Here is a 19,155-nt window from a genome sequence, read left to right on the forward strand (position 1 = left end):
CGGCTTGTCAGGAATCAGTCATTAGGATGGCTGTTTTTGCCGGACACAAATCATAAGCGGAAACGTTTTCGTTTGCACACTTTTCCGTAAAAAAAAGGGCGCCGCAGCGCCCTTCAGGTTAATCGGTGAAAGGAATGATAATTTCACCCGGCTTAACCTCTATCCCTTTTGCGTATTTTTTCGCCAGGGCTTCACCCTTGCTTTTGTCTTCACTTAAGACGTACGCGGGCTGCTGGTTAAAGTAATTCCGCAGCGACTGATTCAGATAGGGCATCAGGGTTTGCAGTACCGGCGCCATTTTGTCCGGAGACACCTGCGCATCGACGACTTCCATCTCCTGCAGGAAAATTGCCCCTTTCTCTTTGTTGAAAACAGGGAGTGCCTTCAGCTTGAGCTTGATGTTGGCTTTCTGGTTACCAAAGAGGGAGGACATATCAAGGTCCGCATCACCGGCCAGGGTGACTTTGTTTGGCTCTTCACGTCCGATCTGGCTGGTGAGATTTGTGAGCACGATATGCGCATCGGCAAGACCCGGTACGCCAATGTCTTTCGAGAAATTGTTATGTTTTTCCAGCGCCTGATTAATTTCCTGTTCACTGACGGTATATTGTGTGAGCTGGTTACAGCCAACCAGCAGACCGCTGACAACCAATGCCGCGGCTAAAACAATTTTCTTCATAGTGTTCCTCAACGAAAAATCGGCGCTTCTGTCCTGTTACGCCAGTATGTCAGCGTGAATGGGTAGAAACCAGCAGAAAAAACTGAGAAGTGGGGCGGGAGCCGCCCTGGCACGTTCACCGGTCATGTCGTTAAAGAGTAGCAAGAAATATAAAGTGAACGGAATGACCACCACAGTCGTATGTTCCCCTCACCCTAACCCTCTCCCCAAAGGGGCGAGGGGATTGTTCTCTGCCCACATTAATCCGTGGGGATACCTCAGGAAAGGCTACGCGCCTGGCTCGAGCATGCCGCTCGCGCTGCGTTTCTGGCTGAACTGCCACCACAGGGCGAGTAGCGTCATAAAGCCCACCGCGCCAAGCATCATCCACGGGAGTTCAGGTTGATTTAACGCTTTGCCGGCATCAAACAACCAGCCGCCCCCGGCGTAACCTAATGCCCCGCCGAGTGCCAGCCCCAGGCGGCTGAACCCCATATAGCTGCCGCGCGCACGCGCATCCGCAAGCGAGGCGCTCAGCGTTTCGCGGGCAGGCTCGGCGATGATCGAGCCAATATAGAATGTGCAAATCAGCGTAAACAGCTGCTGGAGCGTGTTCACCAGGCCGATCGGCATCATGCTCAGCGTCATCAGGAACAGTCCGGCCATCAGACGATGTTCCAGACGAAAACGTCGCTCGCTCCAGCGGGCAATCGGATAGAGCAGCGTTAACGACAGGCAGGCTTCGATGGCGTACATCCATTTCACCGCCGCAGGGGTACCTGCAATGTCGTTAACCATGATCGGCAGCATCAGCATGACCTGCACGGCCAGCATGTAATATCCCGTCAGGGTCAACACATAGGTGACAAAGCGCTTGTCATGCAGGACGCGACCAAGCCCTTCCCGGACCGGCGCTTTCACCGTCGACAGTTTCCACGCCGGCAGGAACAGGCCATTAAACAGCGCGCACAGAATAAAGAGTACCGCCCCAGCCGCACAGACCAGACGGAAGTCATACTGCAGCAGCCAGCTTCCCAGCAGGGCGCCGACAACCGCCCCGGCACTGTCCTGCATCATGAGAATCGAGAAGAAGCGGCCGCGGTGCTGCGGGCGAATTAGCTTTACCACCAGCGCGGTGCGGGGCGGATCGAACAGCGTGCCCCCGATACCGGAGAGGAAACAGGAGAACCAGAGCAGCCACGGCTCCTGAGCGACCGCCATCGTGGCAAAGCCTGCCGCGCGAAGCAGCATACCGGTGACGATCATCGGTTTAGCACCAAAGCGGTCGGCGATGGCCCCGCCAAAGACGCCCAGGCCCTGCTGGACAAACTGGCGTAGCCCCAGGGCAATGCCGACCATTAATGCCGCCCAGCCCATCTGATCGACAAAGCGGATCGAAATAAGCGGAAAAACGACAAAAAAGCCGAGCACGACCAGCATGTTATCGACGAGCAGGAAATATTTACCCAGGCTCCTGGCCTGTGATACGCGGGACATTTTCCCTCCAGGGAAAATAAGATGGTGAGCACGCTAACATTCTGCGGTGTCGCCGCGTTTTTTCCCACCCCTGAACGCGACAATATTTTTTTATCAAAAGGGTGCTTTGATAGAGAGTTCTCATCGAAAAGTGTGAAAAGAGGTGAAAATGGTATGTCACTGTTTTCACAGACGGCGCAGGCGCAGGTATAGTAAAGCTAATGGGTAAGCTGAAGTGACGGGAAGGAGTGGTATCGATGTTTGGCTATCGCAGTAATGTGCCAAAAGTGCGTCTGACAACGGACAGGCTGGTCGTTCGTCTGGTGCATGAGCGTGATGCCTGGCGTCTGGCGGATTATTACGCCGAGAATCGCCAGTTTTTAAAGCCCTGGGAACCCGTTCGTGATGAGAGCCATTGTTACCCTTCCGGCTGGCAGGCGCGCCTCAGCATGATTACGGAATTTCACAAGCAGGGCAGCGCGTTTTACTTCGCGCTGCTGGATCCTGAAGAGAAAGAGATTATCGGGATCGCCAATTTTTCAAACGTGGTGCGGGGATCGTTTCACGCCTGCTACCTTGGCTACTCCATCGGCCAGAAGTGGCAGGGGCAGGGGCTGATGTATGAGGCGCTGACGGTAGCGATCCGCTATATGCAACGCACGCAGCACATTCATCGCATTATGGCGAACTATATGCCGCATAACCAGCGCAGCGGAAATCTGCTGGCGCGTTTAGGGTTCGAGAAAGAGGGTTACGCCAAAGACTATCTTCTGATAGACGGAGAGTGGCGCGACCACGTTCTGACGGCATTAACCACCCGGGACTGGACTGCAGGTCGTTAAGGAGAAAAGATGAAGTATCAGCTAAACGGTACAGAAGCGCGCGTGATTGGGTGCTTACTCGAAAAACAGGTCACCACGCCGGAGCAGTATCCGCTCTCCGTCAACGCCGTGACCATGGCCTGCAACCAGAAAACCAACCGCGAGCCGGTGATGAACCTCAGCGAACATGACGTTCAGGACGTCCTGGACGCCCTGGTAAAACGCCACTATCTGCGCACCGTCAGCGGATTCGGCAACCGCGTGACCAAATACGAACAGCGCTTTTGTAACTCCGAATTTGGCGACCTGAAGCTGAGCAGTGCGGAAGTGGCGGTCATCACCACGCTGTTGCTGCGTGGGGCACAGACGCCGGGGGAACTGCGCACCCGCGCTTCCCGCATGCATGAGTTCAGCGACATGCAGGAGGTTGAGCAGACCCTGGAAGGGCTGGCTTCTCGCGAAGACGGCCCATACGTGGTGCGTCTGGCGCGCGAGCCGGGCAAGCGTGAAAGCCGCTATATGCATCTGTTCAGCGGTGACGTTGATATTTCAGTTAAATCCAGCGCAACCGATATGAATGCTGGAGATGACGATTTGGTTGCCCGCGTAGAGGCGCTGGAAGACGAGGTCGCCGGGCTGAAACAGCGTCTGGATGCCTTGCTGGCACATTTGGGAGACTGACGGTGAAAAAATTACGCGTAGGCGTGGTGGGGCTGGGCGGTATTGCACAAAAAGCCTGGCTGCCTGTTTTAGGTGCGGCGACGGACTGGACCCTGCAAGCGGCATGGTCACCCACCCGAGAAAAGGCAGAACGTATCTGCGAAACCTGGCGCATGCCGTATGCTGCCTCATTGCAGGATCTGGCCCGCGAGTGCGATGCGGTCTTTGTCCATACCTCAACGGCAACCCATTATCAGGTGGTGAGCGAACTGCTCAATTTGGGGGTTCACGTCTGCGTGGACAAACCGCTGGCGGAAAATGTTCAGGATGCCGAGCGGCTGATTGAACTGGCCGCGCGCAAAAAACTGACGCTGATGGTCGGTTTCAACCGCCGCTTCGCACCGCTTTATCAGCAGTTGAAGGCACAGTCGGACACGCTTTCCTCGCTGCGGATGGATAAACACCGCACAGACAGCATCGGGCCGAACGATCTGCGCTTCACGCTGCTGGATGACTATCTGCACGTTGTGGATACGGCGCTGTGGCTCGCCAGCGGCAGTGCGCAGTTGCAAAGTGGCACGCTACTGACGAACGAGCAGGGTGAAATGGTCTACGCCGAACATCATTTCTCGATTGACCATCTGCAGGTAACCACCAGTATGCATCGTCGTGCGGGCAGCCAGCGAGAATGCGTCCAGGCCGTCACCGACGGCGCGTTGTACGACATTACCGACATGCGTGAATGGCGTGAGGAGAAGGGCAGCGGCGTGGTGACGCTACCTGCCCCTGGCTGGCAGAGCACGCTTGAACAGCGCGGTTTTGCCGGTTGTGCCCGTCACTTTATCTCCTGCGTGCAAAATCAGACGGTTCCTGAAACGTCCGGCGAGCAGGCCATCATGGCGCAGCGCGTTGTGGAAAGGCTCTGGCGCGAGGCCATGAGTGAATAACTCGCTGTAACATCTGCGGATAGTAATTCGTTGAAATCCGGGTAGACTAAGCGCCGCTTGTAGGCTTTGCCGGGTGGCGCTTACGCTTGCCCGTCCTGGAAATCCGTATGGTTCTGGAAATTCACGTTAATGAACTTATTAAAATCGCTGGCGGCCGTCAGCTCGATGACCATGTTTTCCCGCGTGCTGGGTTTTGCGCGCGACGCCATTGTGGCAAGGGTATTTGGTGCAGGGATGGCCACGGACGCCTTTTTCGTCGCGTTCAAATTACCGAACCTGCTGCGTCGTATTTTTGCGGAAGGGGCGTTTTCTCAGGCATTCGTCCCCATCCTGGCGGAATATAAAAGCAAGCAGGGCGAGGACGCAACGCGCGTCTTTGTGTCTTATGTCTCCGGCCTGCTGACGCTGGCGCTGGCGGTAGTGACCGTCCTCGGGATGCTGGCTGCGCCCTGGGTGATTATGGTGACCGCGCCCGGCTTTGCCGATACGGCCGACAAGTTTGCCCTGACCTCGCAGCTTTTGCGCATCACCTTCCCTTATATTCTGCTGATCTCGCTGGCCTCGCTGGTGGGGGCGATCCTCAACACCTGGAACCGCTTTTCTGTTCCTGCGTTTGCGCCGACGTTCCTTAACGTCAGCATGATCGGCTTTGCCCTGTTCGCCGCGCCGCACTTCAACCCGCCGGTACTGGCGCTGGCCTGGGCGGTCACCGTGGGCGGCGTGCTGCAGCTGGCGTATCAGCTGCCGCATCTCAAAAAAATCGGCATGCTGGTGCTGCCGCGCATCAACCTCAAAGATGCCGGGGCGATGCGCGTCATCAAGCAGATGGGGCCCGCCATTCTCGGCGTCTCCGTCAGCCAGATCTCGCTGATTATCAACACCATCTTTGCCTCGTTCCTGGTGTCCGGCTCGGTTTCCTGGATGTACTATGCCGACCGCCTGATGGAGTTCCCGTCCGGGGTGCTGGGCGTGGCGCTGGGGACCATCCTGCTGCCGTCGCTGTCGAAAAGCTTTGCCAGCGGTAATCATGATGAGTATTGCCGCCTGATGGACTGGGGCCTGCGTCTCTGCTTCCTGCTGGCCCTGCCAAGCGCGGTGGCGCTGGGTATTCTGGCCAAACCGCTGACGGTGTCGCTCTTCCAGTATGGGAAATTCACCGCCTTCGATGCCGCCATGATCCAGCGCGCGCTGATTGCCTACTCGGTGGGACTGATGGGGCTGATCGTGGTGAAAGTGCTGGCGCCGGGCTTTTATTCGCGTCAGGACATCAAAACGCCGGTAAAAATTGCCATCGTGACGCTGATTATGACGCAGCTGATGAACCTGGCGTTTATTGGTCCGCTGAAGCATGCGGGCCTGTCATTATCGATTGGTCTGGCGGCCTGTCTGAATGCCGGGCTGCTGTACTGGCAGCTGCGCAAGCAGGATATTTTCACGCCGCAGCCGGGCTGGGGAAGTTTCCTGGTGCGTCTGATCGTTGCGGTACTGGTGATGTCTGCCGCGCTGCTTGGCATGATGTACGTGATGCCGGAATGGTCCCTGGGTACCATGCCTTATCGTCTGATGCGGCTGATGGCCGTAGTAGGCGTCGGGGTGGTGGCGTACTTTGCCACGCTCGCGGTGCTGGGTTTCAAAGTCAAAGAGTTTGCCCGCCGGACGGCATAAACACCAAAAGGGGAGTTCACCTTAGGGTGCTCCCCACTGCATAATTTGTCGCTTTAGCGTCAAATCGAAATCTTTTTCACACCCGCAATACGTGCAGTCGCTGTCTGACCATCCGCACCATACAGTCCGGTTTCTTTATGCGGTTTCAACACCTCAAGCGCCTGCTGATTACGCTCAATCTGACCTTCCAGTAGCCAGCCGTTATGCTGGTTAAGATCGCGCAGGTGCTGGGTTTTTTCGGTAATGGTCTGCCAGCGCTCAATAATATCGTCATTGGCGCTGCGCTTAGGATCCTGCTCAGCGCGTCGCTGCTGCTCCAGATAATCCAGCGTTGCCAGAAGCGAACTTTTGTCTTCAGTAATACGCTGCAGCGCGCTGCCGTTGATGTGACCGGAAGAGAGATGCTGCTGTTCAGCGTCCATTACCGTTTTCAGGTCGTTCAGGACAACCGTCATTTGATCCAGTATTTCTGACAGTCGACTCATACGGTTAGTTACTCTGTAAGAAACTCTGTGCTTCCTGAATCAGGGCGTCAGCGATTTTGCTGGTGTCCATTTTCAGCTCACCGTTACGAATAGCTGTTTTCAGCGCTTCAACACGTTCCATATTGATATCGTTGCTGCCCGGCTGCATCAGTTTTGCCTGCGCGTCGCTCAGGGTCACGCTGGTGCTGTTGGACGTTGACGGTTTTTCCAGACGCGTTTTCTGCGCCGTAGCGTCATTCGTTTCGCGAGGTTGTACAGCGCTTACCGGCTTCAGGGCTGATGTACGATCAATGCTCATAGTGTTGTCCTCATCGAGGGTTCGCGGCGTTTGCGCCTGACATCATCATTAGTGGAATATTTATCGGCACGCGCCGCGAAATCTTTAAAAAGATTATAGGTTAATCAGAATATTCCCATCAGCATCGACGGTTCCGCTCACCACCTGGCCTGAGGACATTCTGACGCGGGCGTTTTGCGCCACCGCGGCATTGTTCAACGCTTTCCCTTCACTGTTGATGCTAAAGCCATCTCCGTTGGCCACCACCATCACCTGCTGGCCTGCTTTTACCCGCCATGCCTGACGCAGCATGGAGATCTGTATCGGCTGGCCTGGCGCGACGTCGCGCAGGCTGACGGCGTCCTGTGCCTGGTTAATATCCAGCATGGTGCGTGGCGGCAGCTGATCCAGACGGCCGCGCTTCAGCGTCACGCTGTTTGTCTGCAGCACGCTGCCGCGCGCAATGGGCACGGCAGCGACAACATAATTGCCCGTCGCCTGAACGGCAACCTGTAAATAGCGTTTTTCGTTGGCGCAGCGTGCCAGCACGTTCACATTCCCCCAAAGCTTTGTGAACCCTACCACGCTGAAGGACGGCTGGTCACACGTCGGGTACAGATTCGGTGGCGTGCGCACGGTAACGGTCACGTCATCGCTAAAGCCTGCCAGTTTTTCAGCAAAAAAAGCCGTTAGCCGATCCTGTAACCCTTCAGCCTGCGCCAGAGGGCTTAACAGCAAGAGAGCCGCCACCAGACCACGTTTTAACGTTTGCATCGCAAGTTCCACCGTTTCCAGAGTTGAACGAATTCTACCTGCAGTGGTTTTGCATCAACGGAATAAATAGCGACGCATTTTGCGCTTATTCCGTCGATAGGGGAGACCGGGTGAGATTTAAGCTGTGAACTGAAATTTTGCCATCAGCGGAGGAGACATGCTCGATAAACTCGACGCCGCGTTACGTTTTCAGCAGGAAGCGCTCAACTTACGCGCCCAGCGGCAGGAGATTTTAGCCGCCAATATCGCTAACGCCGATACCCCGGGGTATCAGGCGCGCGATATTGATTTTTCCAGTGAACTCAAAAAGGTGATGGAGCGTGGACGTGCCGAAGGAACGGGTGTTGCACTTGCCATGACATCCTCTCGCCATATTCCTGCTCAGGCGATGACCGCGCCAGCGACCGATTTACTTTATCGCATTCCCGATCAGCCCTCACTCGACGGTAACACCGTGGATATGGACCGGGAGCGTACCCAGTTTGCCGACAACAGCCTGAAATACCAGACGGGCCTGACCGTACTTGGCGGACAAATCAAAGGCATGATGAACGTCCTGCAGGGGGGGAACTGATAGATGGCCTTGCTGAATATTTTTGATATCGCCGGTTCGGCGTTAACCGCACAGTCCAAACGCCTGAACGTGGCCGCCAGTAACCTGGCGAACGCCGACAGCGTCACCGGACCCGACGGCCAGCCCTATCGTGCCAAACAGGTTGTCTTTCAGGTCGATGCTGCGCCAGGCGCGGCGACGGGCGGCGTGAAGGTCTCTGATGTGGTAGAGAGCCAGGCGCCGGACAGGCTGGTGTATGAGCCGGGTAACCCGCTTGCGGATGCCAGCGGATACGTGAAGATGCCAAACGTGGATGTGGTGGGTGAGATGGTGAACTCCATGTCGGCTTCCCGTAGCTACCAGGCCAACGTCGAAGTGCTTAATACCGTGAAGAGCATGATGCTCAAAACACTCACTCTCGGCCAGTAAAGGAGACATGCATGTCCATCGCCGTAAATGTGAATGATCCTACGAACTCGGGTGTTAACAACACAAAGAGTACGACAGGTTCTAACTCCCTGACGGGGAGTAACGCCGCCGACCTTCAGGGCAGCTTTCTGACGCTGCTGGTGGCGCAGCTTAAGAACCAGGATCCCACCAACCCAATGCAGAACAACGAACTGACCACGCAGCTTGCGCAGATCAGTACCGTGAGCGGCATTGAGAAACTGAACACCACCCTCGGTTCCGTCTCTGGGCAGATTAACAGCGCCCAGTCTCTGCAGGCGGCAAGCCTGATTGGCCACGGGGTGATGATCCCGGGAACCACGATTCTGGCAGGCACCAGCACCACCGACGGCAATACCACCACGACGACCACGCCGTTTGGCGTTGAGCTCCAGCAGCCAGCTGAGAAGGTGACGGCAACGATCACGGATGCCAATAACGTGGTGGTTCGCACCATTGATATCGGCGAGCTGAAGGCGGGCGTTCACACCTTTACCTGGGATGGCAGCCTGACCGACGGCACCAAAGCACCAAACGGATCCTACAAAGTGGCAATCAGCGCCAGCAACGGGACGACCCAGCTGGTAGCGCAGCCGCTGCAGTTCGCGCTGGTCCAGGGCGTGATTAAAGGAAGCGACGGCAACAAACTGGATTTGGGAACCTCTGGTTCCACCACACTCGACGAAGTTCGGCAGATTATCTAAGCCTTAACACTTATCAGGAGTAAGTCATGGCCTTTTCTCAAGCGGTCAGCGGCCTGAATGCTGCGGCCACCAACCTGGACGTCATTGGCAACAACATCGCCAACTCCGCGACCTATGGTTTTAAATCCGGTTCTGCTTCCTTTGCAGACATGTTTGCCGGTTCCAAAGTCGGCCTGGGCGTGAAAGTTGCGGGCATCACTCAGGACTTTAGCGACGGCACCACCACCAACACCGGTCGCGGTCTGGACGTTGCCATCAGCCAGAACGGTTTCTTCCGTATGGTCGATTCCAACGGCTCTGTGTTCTACAGCCGTAACGGCCAGTTCAAGCTGGATGAAAACCGTACGCTGGTGAACATGCAGGGCATGCAGCTGACGGGCTACCCGGTAGCGGGAACGCCGCCTACCGTTCAGACCGGTGCGAACCCTCAGGCAATTACCATCCCGAATACCCTGATGGCGGCGAAATCGACCACCACCGCGACGCAGCAGATCAACCTGAACTCAACCGATCCTGTTCAAACCGCTCCCTTCGATGCGACTAACCCGGATACCTACAACAAAAAAGGGACCGTGACCGTATTCGACAGTCAGGGTAACGCCCATAACATGTACGTCTACTACGTTAAGACGGCTGACAATAAATGGGATCTTTACACTCAGGACGGCAGCGTAGCGGGTTCTGCAGCGACGAAAGCGGCGCAGATGAACTTTGATGCGAACGGCAACCTGGCTGGTGTGTATAACTACGACGCAGCGGGTGTGCTGAGCGCAGCGCCAAACGCCACGCCGGCCATTAACATCACCACGGGCTCCGTCAGCGGTGCAACGGCGGCGACTTTCTCCCTGAGCTTCCAGAACTCCATGCAGCAGAATACCGGCGCGAACAGCGTGGTGGCTACCAATCAGAACGGCTACAAGCCAGGCGATCTAGTGAGCTACCAGATCAACGACGATGGCACCGTGGTGGGAAGCTACTCTAACGAACAGTCTCAGGTTCTGGGTCAGATCGTGCTGGCAAACTTCGCCAACAACGAAGGTCTGAAATCGGAAGGCGATAACGTCTGGTCTGCCACCCAGTCCTCTGGCGTGGCGCTGCTGGGTACCGCAGGCACCGGTAACTTTGGCAAGCTGACCAACGGCGCGCTGGAAGCTTCCAACGTGGATATGAGTAAAGAACTGGTGAACATGATCGTCGCGCAGCGTAACTATCAGTCGAACGCGCAGACCATCAAAACCCAGGACCAGATCCTCAACACGCTGGTTAACCTGCGTTAAGCGGCTAACAGGAAAGCGCAATGGATCACGCAATATATACCGCGATGGGCGCGGCAAGTCAGACGCTCAATCAGCAGGCCGTTACCGCCAGCAACCTGGCAAACGCCTCAACGCCGGGCTTTCGCGCGCAGCTTAATGCGCTGCGCGCGGTGCCGGTAGAAGGGCTTTCCCTGCCGACCCGAACGCTGGTGACCGCATCGACCCCAGGCGCCGATATGACGCCAGGGCAGATGGATTACACCTCACGCCCGCTGGACGTGGCTCTGCAGCAGGACGGCTGGCTGGCGGTGCAAACGGCGGACGGCAGTGAAGGCTATACCCGTAACGGGAACATTCAGGTGAGCGCGACGGGCCAACTGACGATTCAGGGGCATCCGGTGATGGGGGAAGCGGGTCCGCTGACCGTACCGGAAGGCTCTGAGCTGACTATCGCTGCGGACGGCACCATTTCGGCGCTCAACCCGGGCGACCCGGCCAATACCGTTGCGCCCGTCGGTCGTCTGAAGCTGGTTAAGGCGGAAGGCAAAGAGGTGCAGCGTGGCGACGACGGCATGTTCCGTCTGACTCAGGCGGCGCAGGCGACGCGGGGTGCCACCTTACAGGCCGATCCGAGCATCCGCGTGATGTCCGGCGTTCTGGAAGGCAGTAACGTCAAGCCGGTCGAAGCCATGACCGACATGATCGCCAGCGCCCGCCGCTTTGAAATGCAGATGAAGATCATCAGCAGCGTTGATGAAAACGCGGGCAAGGCTAACCAACTTCTGGCTATGAGCTAACAGGATTCCTTATGATCAGTTCTTTATGGATCGCGAAAACTGGCCTGGACGCCCAGCAAACCAATATGGACGTGATTGCCAACAACCTGGCAAACGTCAGCACCAATGGTTTCAAGCGTCAGCGCGCCGTTTTCGAAGATTTGCTTTATCAAACCATCCGCCAGCCGGGGGCGCAGTCTTCTGAACAGACGACGTTGCCATCGGGTCTGCAGATCGGTACCGGTGTTCGTCCGGTGGCCACCGAGCGTCTGCACAGTCAGGGCAACCTGTCTCAGACCAACAACAGCAAAGACGTGGCGATCAAAGGCCAGGGCTTCTTCCAGGTGCAGCTGCCTGACGGGACTTCCGCCTACACCCGCGACGGCTCGTTCCAGGTCGATCAGAACGGCCAGCTGGTGACGGCGGGCGGTTTCCAGGTCCAGCCTGCGATTACCATCCCGGCGAACGCCCTGAGCATCACCATCGGTCGTGACGGTGTGGTCAGCGTAACCCAGCAGGGGCAGGCCGCGCCGGTTCAGGTTGGGCAGCTTAACCTGACCACCTTCATGAACGATACCGGTCTGGAAAGCATTGGTGAGAACCTCTACACCGAGACGCAATCCTCCGGTACGCCAAATGAAAGTACCCCGGGCCTGAACGGCGCGGGCCTGCTGTATCAGGGCTATGTTGAAACCTCCAACGTGAACGTGGCGGAAGAGCTGGTGAATATGATCCAGGTCCAGCGCGCGTATGAAATTAACAGTAAAGCAGTGTCGACGACCGACCAGATGCTGCAGAAACTGACGCAACTCTAAGGTGTAGCCCGGTGCGGTAAACGCCGCGCCGGCTCCCTGTTTTCGAAGATGAAGGCAATGCAAAAAAACGCGGCGTTTCGTTATCCGATACTGACTGTTCTGGCCGTCACCCTCAGCGGGTGTGCCTGGATCCCGTCTAAACCTTTGGTCCAGGGTGCGACGACTGCCCAACCCGTTCCTGGCCCTGCGCCAGTGGTAAACGGCTCCATTTTCCAGACCGCGCAGCCGATTAATTACGGCTATCAGCCGCTGTTTGAAGATCGCCGCCCGCGTAACGTCGGCGATACATTGACCATTGTGCTGCAGGAAAACGTCAGCGCGAGCAAGAGCTCGTCGGCGAACGCCAGCCGCGATGGCAAAACGAATTTTGGCTTCGACACCGTGCCACGCTATCTCGAAGGGCTGTTCGGCAACGCGCGTGCTGATGTGAACGCGTCCGGCGGCAATACCTTTAACGGTAAAGGCGGCGCGAATGCCAGCAACACCTTCAGCGGTACGCTGACGGTGACGGTTGACCAGGTACTGGTTAACGGCAACCTACACGTTGTGGGTGAAAAACAGATCGCCATCAACCAGGGCACTGAATTCATTCGCTTCTCGGGCGTGGTTAACCCTCGCACCATCAGCGGCACCAACACCGTTCCGTCCACTCAGGTGGCGGATGCGCGCATTGAGTACGTCGGGAACGGCTATATCAATGAAGCGCAAAATATGGGTTGGCTGCAGCGCTTCTTCCTTAATTTATCGCCGATGTAAGCGAGGTGACCCATGTTTAAATCGATCTTCGCCGTGGCGCTCGCGCTGGTGGCTACCTTTGCCCAGGCTGACCGTATTCGCGATCTCACCAGCGTTCAGGGCGTGCGCGAAAACTCGCTGATTGGCTACGGCCTGGTGGTGGGGCTGGACGGTACCGGTGACCAGACGACCCAGACTCCTTTTACCACCCAAAGCCTGAACAACATGCTTTCCCAGCTCGGCATTACCGTGCCAGCGGGAACTAATATGCAGCTGAAAAACGTGGCGGCAGTAATGGTCACCGCGTCCTACCCGGCGTTTGCGCGCCAGGGACAGACCATTGACGTGGTGGTCTCCTCAATGGGTAACGCCAAAAGCCTGCGCGGCGGTACGCTGCTGATGACCCCGCTGAAAGGCGTCGACAGCCAGGTTTATGCGCTGGCGCAGGGGAACATTCTGGTCGGCGGTGCGGGAGCATCCGCAGGCGGAAGCAGCGTGCAGGTGAACCAGCTCAACGGCGGACGGATTACCAACGGGGCGATCATTGAGCGTGAACTGCCGACCCAGTTTGGCGCGGGCAACACCATCAACCTGCAGCTCAATAATGAAGACTTCACGATGGCGCAGCAGATTGCCGATACCATCAACCGCAGCCGCGGCTACGGTAATGCAACGGCACTCGATGCGCGCACCGTGCAGATCCGCACCTCCACCGGCAGCAGCAACCAGGTGCGCATGCTGGCCGATATCCAGAATATGGAAGTGAACGTTCCGGTCCAGGATGCGAAGGTGATCATCAACTCCCGTACCGGCTCGGTGGTCATGAACCGGGAAGTGTCGCTCGACAGCTGCGCCGTGGCGCAGGGGAACCTCTCCGTGACGGTAAACCGCTCCGCGAACGTGAGCCAGCCGAATACGCCATTTGGTGGCGGTCAGACGGTGGTGACGCCGCAAACGCAGATTGATATGCGTCAGAGCGGCGGGTCACTGCAAAGCGTGCGCTCCAGCGCCAACCTGAACAGCGTGGTACGTGCCCTGAATGCCCTGGGGGCAACGCCGATGGATCTGATGTCCATCCTGCAATCGATGCAAAGCGCGGGCTGCCTGCGCGCCAAACTGGAAATCATCTAATGCTGACCGATAGCAAACTGTTGACCAGTGCAGCCTGGGATGCCCAGTCGCTCAACGAACTGAAAACCAAAGCAGGAAAAGACCCGGCGGCGAATATCCGCCCGGTCGCCCGCCAGGTGGAAGGGATGTTTGTACAGATGATGCTGAAAAGCATGCGCGAAACCCTGCCGAAAGACGGGATGTTCAGCAGTGATTCAACGCGTCTCTACACCAGCATGTATGACCAGCAGATTGCGCAGCAGATGACCGCCGGGAAAGGCCTCGGACTGGCTGACATGATTGTCAAGCAGACCGAAGCCGCGCAGGGCATTCAGCCTCAGGATCAGCCGCAGCAGGTACCGATGAAGTTCGACCTGGAAACGGTGACCAGCTATCAGAACCAGGCTCTGACGCAAATGGTGCGTAAAGCCATGCCGAAAGCTACGGGCAGCGGCGATGAGCCGCTCTCCGGTGACAGCAAAGACTTCCTGGCGCAGCTTTCTCTGCCTGCGCGCCTTGCCAGCGAACAGAGCGGCGTGCCGCATCACCTGATTCTGGCGCAGGCCGCGCTGGAGTCGGGCTGGGGTCAGCGCCAGATCCGCAAGGAAAACGGCGAGCCGAGCTTCAACATCTTCGGCGTGAAGGCTACCTCCAGCTGGAAGGGGCCAACCACGGAGATCACGACCACCGAATACGAGAACGGTGCGGCGGTGAAGGTGAAAGCCAAATTCCGCGTCTACAGCTCGTATCTGGAAGCCTTGTCCGATTATGTTGGCCTGCTGAGCCGAAATCCGCGCTATACCGCCGTGACGCAGGCGGCGACGGCGGAGCAGGGCGCTCAGGCGCTGCAAAACGCGGGCTACGCGACCGACCCGAACTATGCGCGTAAGCTCACCAGCATGATCCAGCAGCTGAAATCAATGGGCGAGAAGGTCAGCAAAGCCTATAGCACAGATATTGAAAATCTGTTCTGAAAGTTCTCAAGTCCCGGTGGAGGTTGCCGATAACCTTCATCAGGACTCGTGTCTGAACGTATAAAAGGAACCCCCATGTCCAGTTTGATTAACAGCGCCATGAGTGGCCTCAGTGCTGCGCAGTCGGCACTCAATACCGTCAGTAATAATATTTCAAGCTATAACGTGGCAGGCTATACCCGCCAGACCACGGTGCTGGGCGCATCTAACAGCACGCTGACCGGCGGTGGCTGGGTGGGTAACGGGGTGTATGTCTCCGGTGTCCAGCGTGAGTATGACGCCTTCATCACCAACCAGCTGCGCGCCGCGCAGACGCAGAGCAGCGGCCTGACGACGCGCTACCAGCAGATGTCAAAAATCGACGACGTGCTCTCCGATACCACCAACTCGCTCTCCACCACGCTGCAGGACTTCTTCAAGAGTCTGCAAACGCTGGTGAGCAACGCGGAAGACCCGGCGGCACGTCAGACGGTGCTGGGTAAAGCGGGCGGTCTGGTCAATCAGTTTAAAACCAACGATCAGTATCTTCGCGACCAGGATACGCAGGTCAATACCGCGATTAGCACCAGCGTTTCTCAGATCAACAACTATGCCAAACAGATTGCCAATCTGAACGATCAGATTTCCCGTCTGACCGGCGTCGGCGCGGGCGCATCGCCTAACGATCTGCTTGATCAGCGCGATCAGCTCGTCAATGAGCTGAACAAAATCGTCGGCGTGGAAGTCTCTGTCCAGGATAGCGGCACGTTTAACATCTCTTTCGGCAATGGTTACAGCCTGGTACAGGGCAGCAAAGCCAACCAGCTGGCTGCCGTGAAGTCGAGTGCCGATCCGGCCCGTACTACCGTGGCCTATGTCGATGACGTGGCCGGGAACGTCGAGATCCCGGAAAAAATGATCACCACCGGTTCATTAGGCGGTTTACTGACTTTCCGTACGGAAGATCTGGATAAAGCCTGTAATACCCTGAACCAGATGGCGCTGGCCTTTGCCGATTCGATGAACACGCAGCATGAAGCCGGTTTTGACGCTAACGGTGATGCGGGAGGTAAGCTGTTCAACTTTGGTTCTCCGGCGGTGCTGTCCAACAGCAAGAACGGCGGATCGGCGGTTGTTACGGCCTCTGTGACGGACAGCAAACAGGTCCAGACGACAGACTATAAGCTGCAGTTCAATGGCACTGACTGGACGATCACCCGTACATCAGACAAAACCAGCTTTACGATGAGCCCGGATGCCAGCGGCAATCTGTCGTTTGATGGCCTTAACGTCAACGTGAGCGGCACGGCAAATACCAAAGACAGCTTTACCGTGAAGCCGGTTTCCGACGTCATCATGAACATGGATCTGGCGATCAGCGACGAGTCCAAACTGGCGATGGCGTCAGTGCAGAACGGCGGCGAAAGTGATAACCGTAACGGCCAGAAACTGCTCGATCTGCAAAACGCGAAAGTCGTGGGGGGCAACAAAACCTTCAACGATGCGTATGCCTCTCTCGTCAGTACCGTGGGTAGCTCAACGGCGTCACTGAAGGTGAGCAGCCAGACGAAAGCCAACGTGGAGACGCAGTTAATCAAGCAGCAGCAGACCATCTCTGGGGTAAACCTCGACGAAGAGTATGGCAATTTGCAGCGTTATCAGCAGTATTACCTGGCGAACGCCCAGGTTCTCCAGACTGCCAGTACGCTCTTCGATGCAATTATCAACATTCGTTAAGGTTGAGGTGAACAATGCGTATTAGCACCCAGATGATGTATGAGCAGAACATGCGTGGGATCACCGATTCCCAGAGCAGATGGCTGAGCTACGGTGAGCAGATGTCCACCGGCAAGCGCGTCAACCGTCCGTCGGACGATCCTATCGCCGCGTCGCAGGCCATCGTTCTGTCACAATCGCAGTCGCAAAACAGCCAGTTCGCGCTTGCGCGTACCTTCGCCACGCAAAAAGTCTCGCTGGAAGATAACGTGTTAACTCAGGTGAACACCGCGATCTCAAGCGTGCGCGAGAAGCTCGTTTACGCCTCGAACGGCACATTAAGCGATGACGACCGTCTTTCTCTGGCGACCGATATTCAGGGGATCCGCGATCAGCTTATGAACCTGGCTAACACAACGGATGGTAATGGTCGCTTTATCTTTGCGGGATACAAAACCGAGAGCGCACCGTTTGATGCCGCGACCGGGGATTATAACGGCGGCACTGAGGCCATCACGCAGCAGGTCGATACGGCGCGTAATATGGCCATTAGCCATACCGGGCAGCAAATTTTCGAAAGCATTACCAGTAATGCGGAACAGCTGCCGGGCGGTGGATATGGCGAGACGAACATGTTCAAAATCCTGGATTCTGCGATTGCGTCGCTGAAGACGCCGATTGAGAACGATCCGGCTGCCGCAACGGCGCAAAGCCAGGTGATTGCCAATGCGCAAATCGGCATCAAAAACGCCCAGAACAATATTCTGACGGTCGTTGCGGATGTGGGCACCAAGATGAACGAGCTGGAAAAACTCGATACGCTTGGCGATGACCGCGCGCTGGGTCAGACCAAGCAGATGAGCGACCTGGTTGATGTCGACTGGAACGAAGCGATTTCCTCTTACACCATGCAGCAGGCGGCCTTGCAGGCGTCTTATAAAGCGTTTAGCGATATGCAGGGCATGTCTCTGTTCCAGCTGAACAAATAACATCTTGACCTCTTGGAACATGTCTTGAAACTGGGCATGTTTTACTGCCCAATCCGTCTGGATTGGGCATTTTTTTTATGCGGCTTCCGCCGGTACGGAGGCGACACGCGCGCTTTCTATCAGACGGATGACCAGCGCAATGACGCCACAGACGGTGGCCAGTGCGACCACACCCGTCCAGCCAGCCAGCGAGTAGATATTGCTGCCTAACGCGGACCCCAGCGCCATTCCGATAAAGACCACCGTAAAGAGCAGGGCGTTGAGACGACCACGCGCCTGCGGTTCAAGGCTGTACACCAGGTTCTGGTGGGCGACCAGGCTGGATTGCAGGCCCAGGTCGAACCCGACGGCAGAGATGGCGATCAGCATCAGCTGTCCATGAACGCCCAATGCGGGCATCAGGAACATCAGGGCGAAAGAGACGGTCACAAGAACGGCACCAAGCTGCGTGACTTTTCCGGCCCCCAGTTTGTCCGCCAGACCTCCCGCCAGTGGGGCAGCTAACGCACCCGCGGCACCGGCAATACCAAAACCACCTGCGACGGCACTACCCAGATGGTAGCGTTCCAGCAGCATGACCGCCAGCGTTGACCAGAAGGCGCTAAAGGCAATCGACAGGAAACCCTGAGCCAGCGCCGCGCGGCGCAGTGCCGGATAACGACGCCACAGGTGCTCCATCGAACGCATCAGCGCGGGGTAGCTCAGCGTGGAGTGAATGGCAAAACGGGGAAGCACAAACCACATCATCACCCCGATGAACGCGATGCTCGCCGCCGCCAGCTGGTACATGACGCGCCAGCCGAACGCTTCGCCCACCACGCCGCTTACGGTTCTGGATAATAAGATACCCATCAGCAGGCCGGTCATTACCGTGCCCACGGTTTTCCCCTGTTTACCTTCCGGTGCGAGAATGGCCGCGGCGGGGACGATATCCTGCGCCATGGTGGCGGCCATGCCGATGAGCAGGCTTGCCAGCAGAAGAGAATGGATCTGCCCGGTCAGGCTACAGCTGAGAAGAAATAGCGCCAGCGCCGCGCTTTTGAGCAGAATTAACGTCCTGCGGTCGTGGCGATCGCCCAGAGGAAGCAGGAACAGGATGCCGAGCGCGTAGCCTGCCTGCGTTAATGTTGGCACCAGGCCCATACCTTCAATGCTCAGATGCAGGTCAGCACCCATCAGCGGCAGCAGGGGCTGCGCGTAATAGATTGATGCCACGCTGAAGCCAGCCCCCAGAGCCAGCATAAAGATCACCCAGCGGCTTACAGCATGGGGAGTTGTTGTTGTGTTCATAAGTTGTTCCTCATTCGTCGTGTGCGGCTATTTTTTATCAGTACGCCT

General features: G+C 57.0%; 21 protein-coding genes. 15 read left to right on the forward strand and 6 right to left on the reverse strand.

The window, feature by feature from the left end:
* Positions 1-118: 118 nt before the first annotated feature.
* Both KGP25_RS08750 and mdtH read right to left on the reverse strand, forming a co-directional pair.
* Complete coding sequence (locus KGP25_RS08750; protein ID WP_045910186.1) at positions 119-679, reverse strand: lipoprotein; 561 nt, start codon at positions 677-679, stop codon at positions 119-121.
* Between the two features lie 267 nt (positions 680-946).
* Positions 947-2,155: a multidrug efflux MFS transporter MdtH gene (gene mdtH, locus KGP25_RS08755; RefSeq protein ID WP_063621367.1), complete on the reverse strand. Its 1,209-nt coding sequence runs from the start codon at positions 2,153-2,155 to the stop codon at positions 947-949.
* A 236-nt stretch (positions 2,156-2,391) separates the two neighbouring features.
* Between mdtH and rimJ the strand changes: the two genes are divergently transcribed.
* From rimJ to murJ, 4 genes are all read left to right on the forward strand, one after another.
* A complete protein-coding gene (gene rimJ / locus KGP25_RS08760; RefSeq protein ID WP_008500822.1) occupies positions 2,392-2,976 on the forward strand; it encodes a ribosomal protein S5-alanine N-acetyltransferase in 585 nt (194 codons plus the stop codon).
* A 9-nt stretch (positions 2,977-2,985) separates the two neighbouring features.
* Complete coding sequence (locus KGP25_RS08765) at positions 2,986-3,636, forward strand: YceH family protein (RefSeq protein ID WP_045910188.1); 651 nt, start codon at positions 2,986-2,988, stop codon at positions 3,634-3,636.
* Positions 3,637-3,638: 2 nt separating this feature from the next.
* Positions 3,639-4,562, forward strand: coding sequence for a Gfo/Idh/MocA family oxidoreductase (locus KGP25_RS08770; RefSeq protein ID WP_223540269.1), 924 nt, complete (start codon positions 3,639-3,641; stop codon positions 4,560-4,562).
* 129 nt (positions 4,563-4,691) lie between these two features.
* The gene (gene murJ / locus KGP25_RS08775) at positions 4,692-6,227 is read left to right on the forward strand and encodes a murein biosynthesis integral membrane protein MurJ (protein ID WP_223540270.1); all 1,536 of its coding nucleotides are present in this window, start codon (positions 4,692-4,694) and stop codon (positions 6,225-6,227) included.
* A gap of 59 nt (positions 6,228-6,286) precedes the next feature.
* On the opposite strand, the gene flgN is transcribed toward murJ, so the two are convergent.
* From flgN to flgA, 3 genes are all read right to left on the reverse strand, one after another.
* Positions 6,287-6,712: a flagella biosynthesis chaperone FlgN gene (gene flgN, locus KGP25_RS08780; RefSeq protein ID WP_008500818.1), complete on the reverse strand. Its 426-nt coding sequence runs from the start codon at positions 6,710-6,712 to the stop codon at positions 6,287-6,289.
* 4 nt (positions 6,713-6,716) lie between these two features.
* Positions 6,717-7,010: a flagellar biosynthesis anti-sigma factor FlgM gene (gene flgM, locus KGP25_RS08785; RefSeq protein WP_008500817.1), complete on the reverse strand. Its 294-nt coding sequence runs from the start codon at positions 7,008-7,010 to the stop codon at positions 6,717-6,719.
* Between the two features lie 93 nt (positions 7,011-7,103).
* Positions 7,104-7,763, reverse strand: a complete 660-nt coding sequence (gene flgA, locus KGP25_RS08790) for a flagellar basal body P-ring formation chaperone FlgA (protein WP_023327100.1) — start codon at positions 7,761-7,763, stop codon at positions 7,104-7,106.
* A 157-nt stretch (positions 7,764-7,920) separates the two neighbouring features.
* On the opposite strand from flgA, the gene flgB reads away from it, so the two are divergent.
* From flgB to flgL, 11 genes are all read left to right on the forward strand, one after another.
* Positions 7,921-8,337: a flagellar basal body rod protein FlgB gene (gene flgB / locus KGP25_RS08795; protein ID WP_008500815.1), complete on the forward strand. Its 417-nt coding sequence runs from the start codon at positions 7,921-7,923 to the stop codon at positions 8,335-8,337.
* A 3-nt stretch (positions 8,338-8,340) separates the two neighbouring features.
* Positions 8,341-8,745, forward strand: a complete 405-nt coding sequence (gene flgC, locus KGP25_RS08800; protein WP_008500814.1) for a flagellar basal body rod protein FlgC — start codon at positions 8,341-8,343, stop codon at positions 8,743-8,745.
* 11 nt (positions 8,746-8,756) lie between these two features.
* Complete coding sequence (flgD, locus tag KGP25_RS08805) at positions 8,757-9,467, forward strand: flagellar hook assembly protein FlgD (protein WP_032650840.1); 711 nt, start codon at positions 8,757-8,759, stop codon at positions 9,465-9,467.
* 26 nt (positions 9,468-9,493) lie between these two features.
* Complete coding sequence (gene flgE, locus KGP25_RS08810) at positions 9,494-10,744, forward strand: flagellar hook protein FlgE (RefSeq protein ID WP_032650841.1); 1,251 nt, start codon at positions 9,494-9,496, stop codon at positions 10,742-10,744.
* Positions 10,745-10,764: 20 nt separating this feature from the next.
* On the forward strand, positions 10,765-11,520 hold the full coding sequence (locus KGP25_RS08815) for a flagellar basal body rod protein FlgF (RefSeq protein ID WP_008500811.1): 756 nt from the start codon (positions 10,765-10,767) through the stop codon (positions 11,518-11,520).
* 11 nt (positions 11,521-11,531) lie between these two features.
* Positions 11,532-12,314, forward strand: coding sequence for a flagellar basal-body rod protein FlgG (gene flgG / locus KGP25_RS08820; RefSeq protein ID WP_008500810.1), 783 nt, complete (start codon positions 11,532-11,534; stop codon positions 12,312-12,314).
* A 57-nt stretch (positions 12,315-12,371) separates the two neighbouring features.
* Positions 12,372-13,070, forward strand: coding sequence for a flagellar basal body L-ring protein FlgH (gene flgH, locus KGP25_RS08825; RefSeq protein ID WP_032666985.1), 699 nt, complete (start codon positions 12,372-12,374; stop codon positions 13,068-13,070).
* 12 nt (positions 13,071-13,082) lie between these two features.
* Positions 13,083-14,180 carry a flagellar basal body P-ring protein FlgI gene (locus KGP25_RS08830; protein WP_029740346.1) on the forward strand — a complete coding sequence of 366 codons (1,098 nt, stop codon included), beginning with the start codon at positions 13,083-13,085 and terminating at the stop codon, positions 14,178-14,180.
* Positions 14,180-15,133, forward strand: a complete 954-nt coding sequence (gene flgJ / locus KGP25_RS08835) for a flagellar assembly peptidoglycan hydrolase FlgJ (RefSeq protein ID WP_021240767.1) — start codon at positions 14,180-14,182, stop codon at positions 15,131-15,133. The genes KGP25_RS08830 and flgJ overlap by 1 nt, the downstream gene beginning before the upstream one ends.
* 75 nt (positions 15,134-15,208) lie before the next feature.
* The gene (flgK, locus tag KGP25_RS08840) at positions 15,209-16,849 is read left to right on the forward strand and encodes a flagellar hook-associated protein FlgK (protein WP_223540271.1); all 1,641 of its coding nucleotides are present in this window, start codon (positions 15,209-15,211) and stop codon (positions 16,847-16,849) included.
* A 14-nt stretch (positions 16,850-16,863) separates the two neighbouring features.
* Positions 16,864-17,817, forward strand: a complete 954-nt coding sequence (gene flgL, locus KGP25_RS08845; protein WP_069719452.1) for a flagellar hook-associated protein FlgL — start codon at positions 16,864-16,866, stop codon at positions 17,815-17,817.
* 75 nt (positions 17,818-17,892) lie between these two features.
* On the opposite strand, the gene KGP25_RS08850 is transcribed toward flgL, so the two are convergent.
* Positions 17,893-19,107: an MFS transporter gene (locus tag KGP25_RS08850; RefSeq protein ID WP_223540272.1), complete on the reverse strand. Its 1,215-nt coding sequence runs from the start codon at positions 19,105-19,107 to the stop codon at positions 17,893-17,895.
* Between the last annotated feature and the right edge of the window lie 48 nt (positions 19,108-19,155).

This window comes from Enterobacter sp. JBIWA003 (assembly GCF_019968825.1).
GTDB classification, from domain to species: domain Bacteria; phylum Pseudomonadota; class Gammaproteobacteria; order Enterobacterales; family Enterobacteriaceae; genus Enterobacter; species Enterobacter quasiroggenkampii.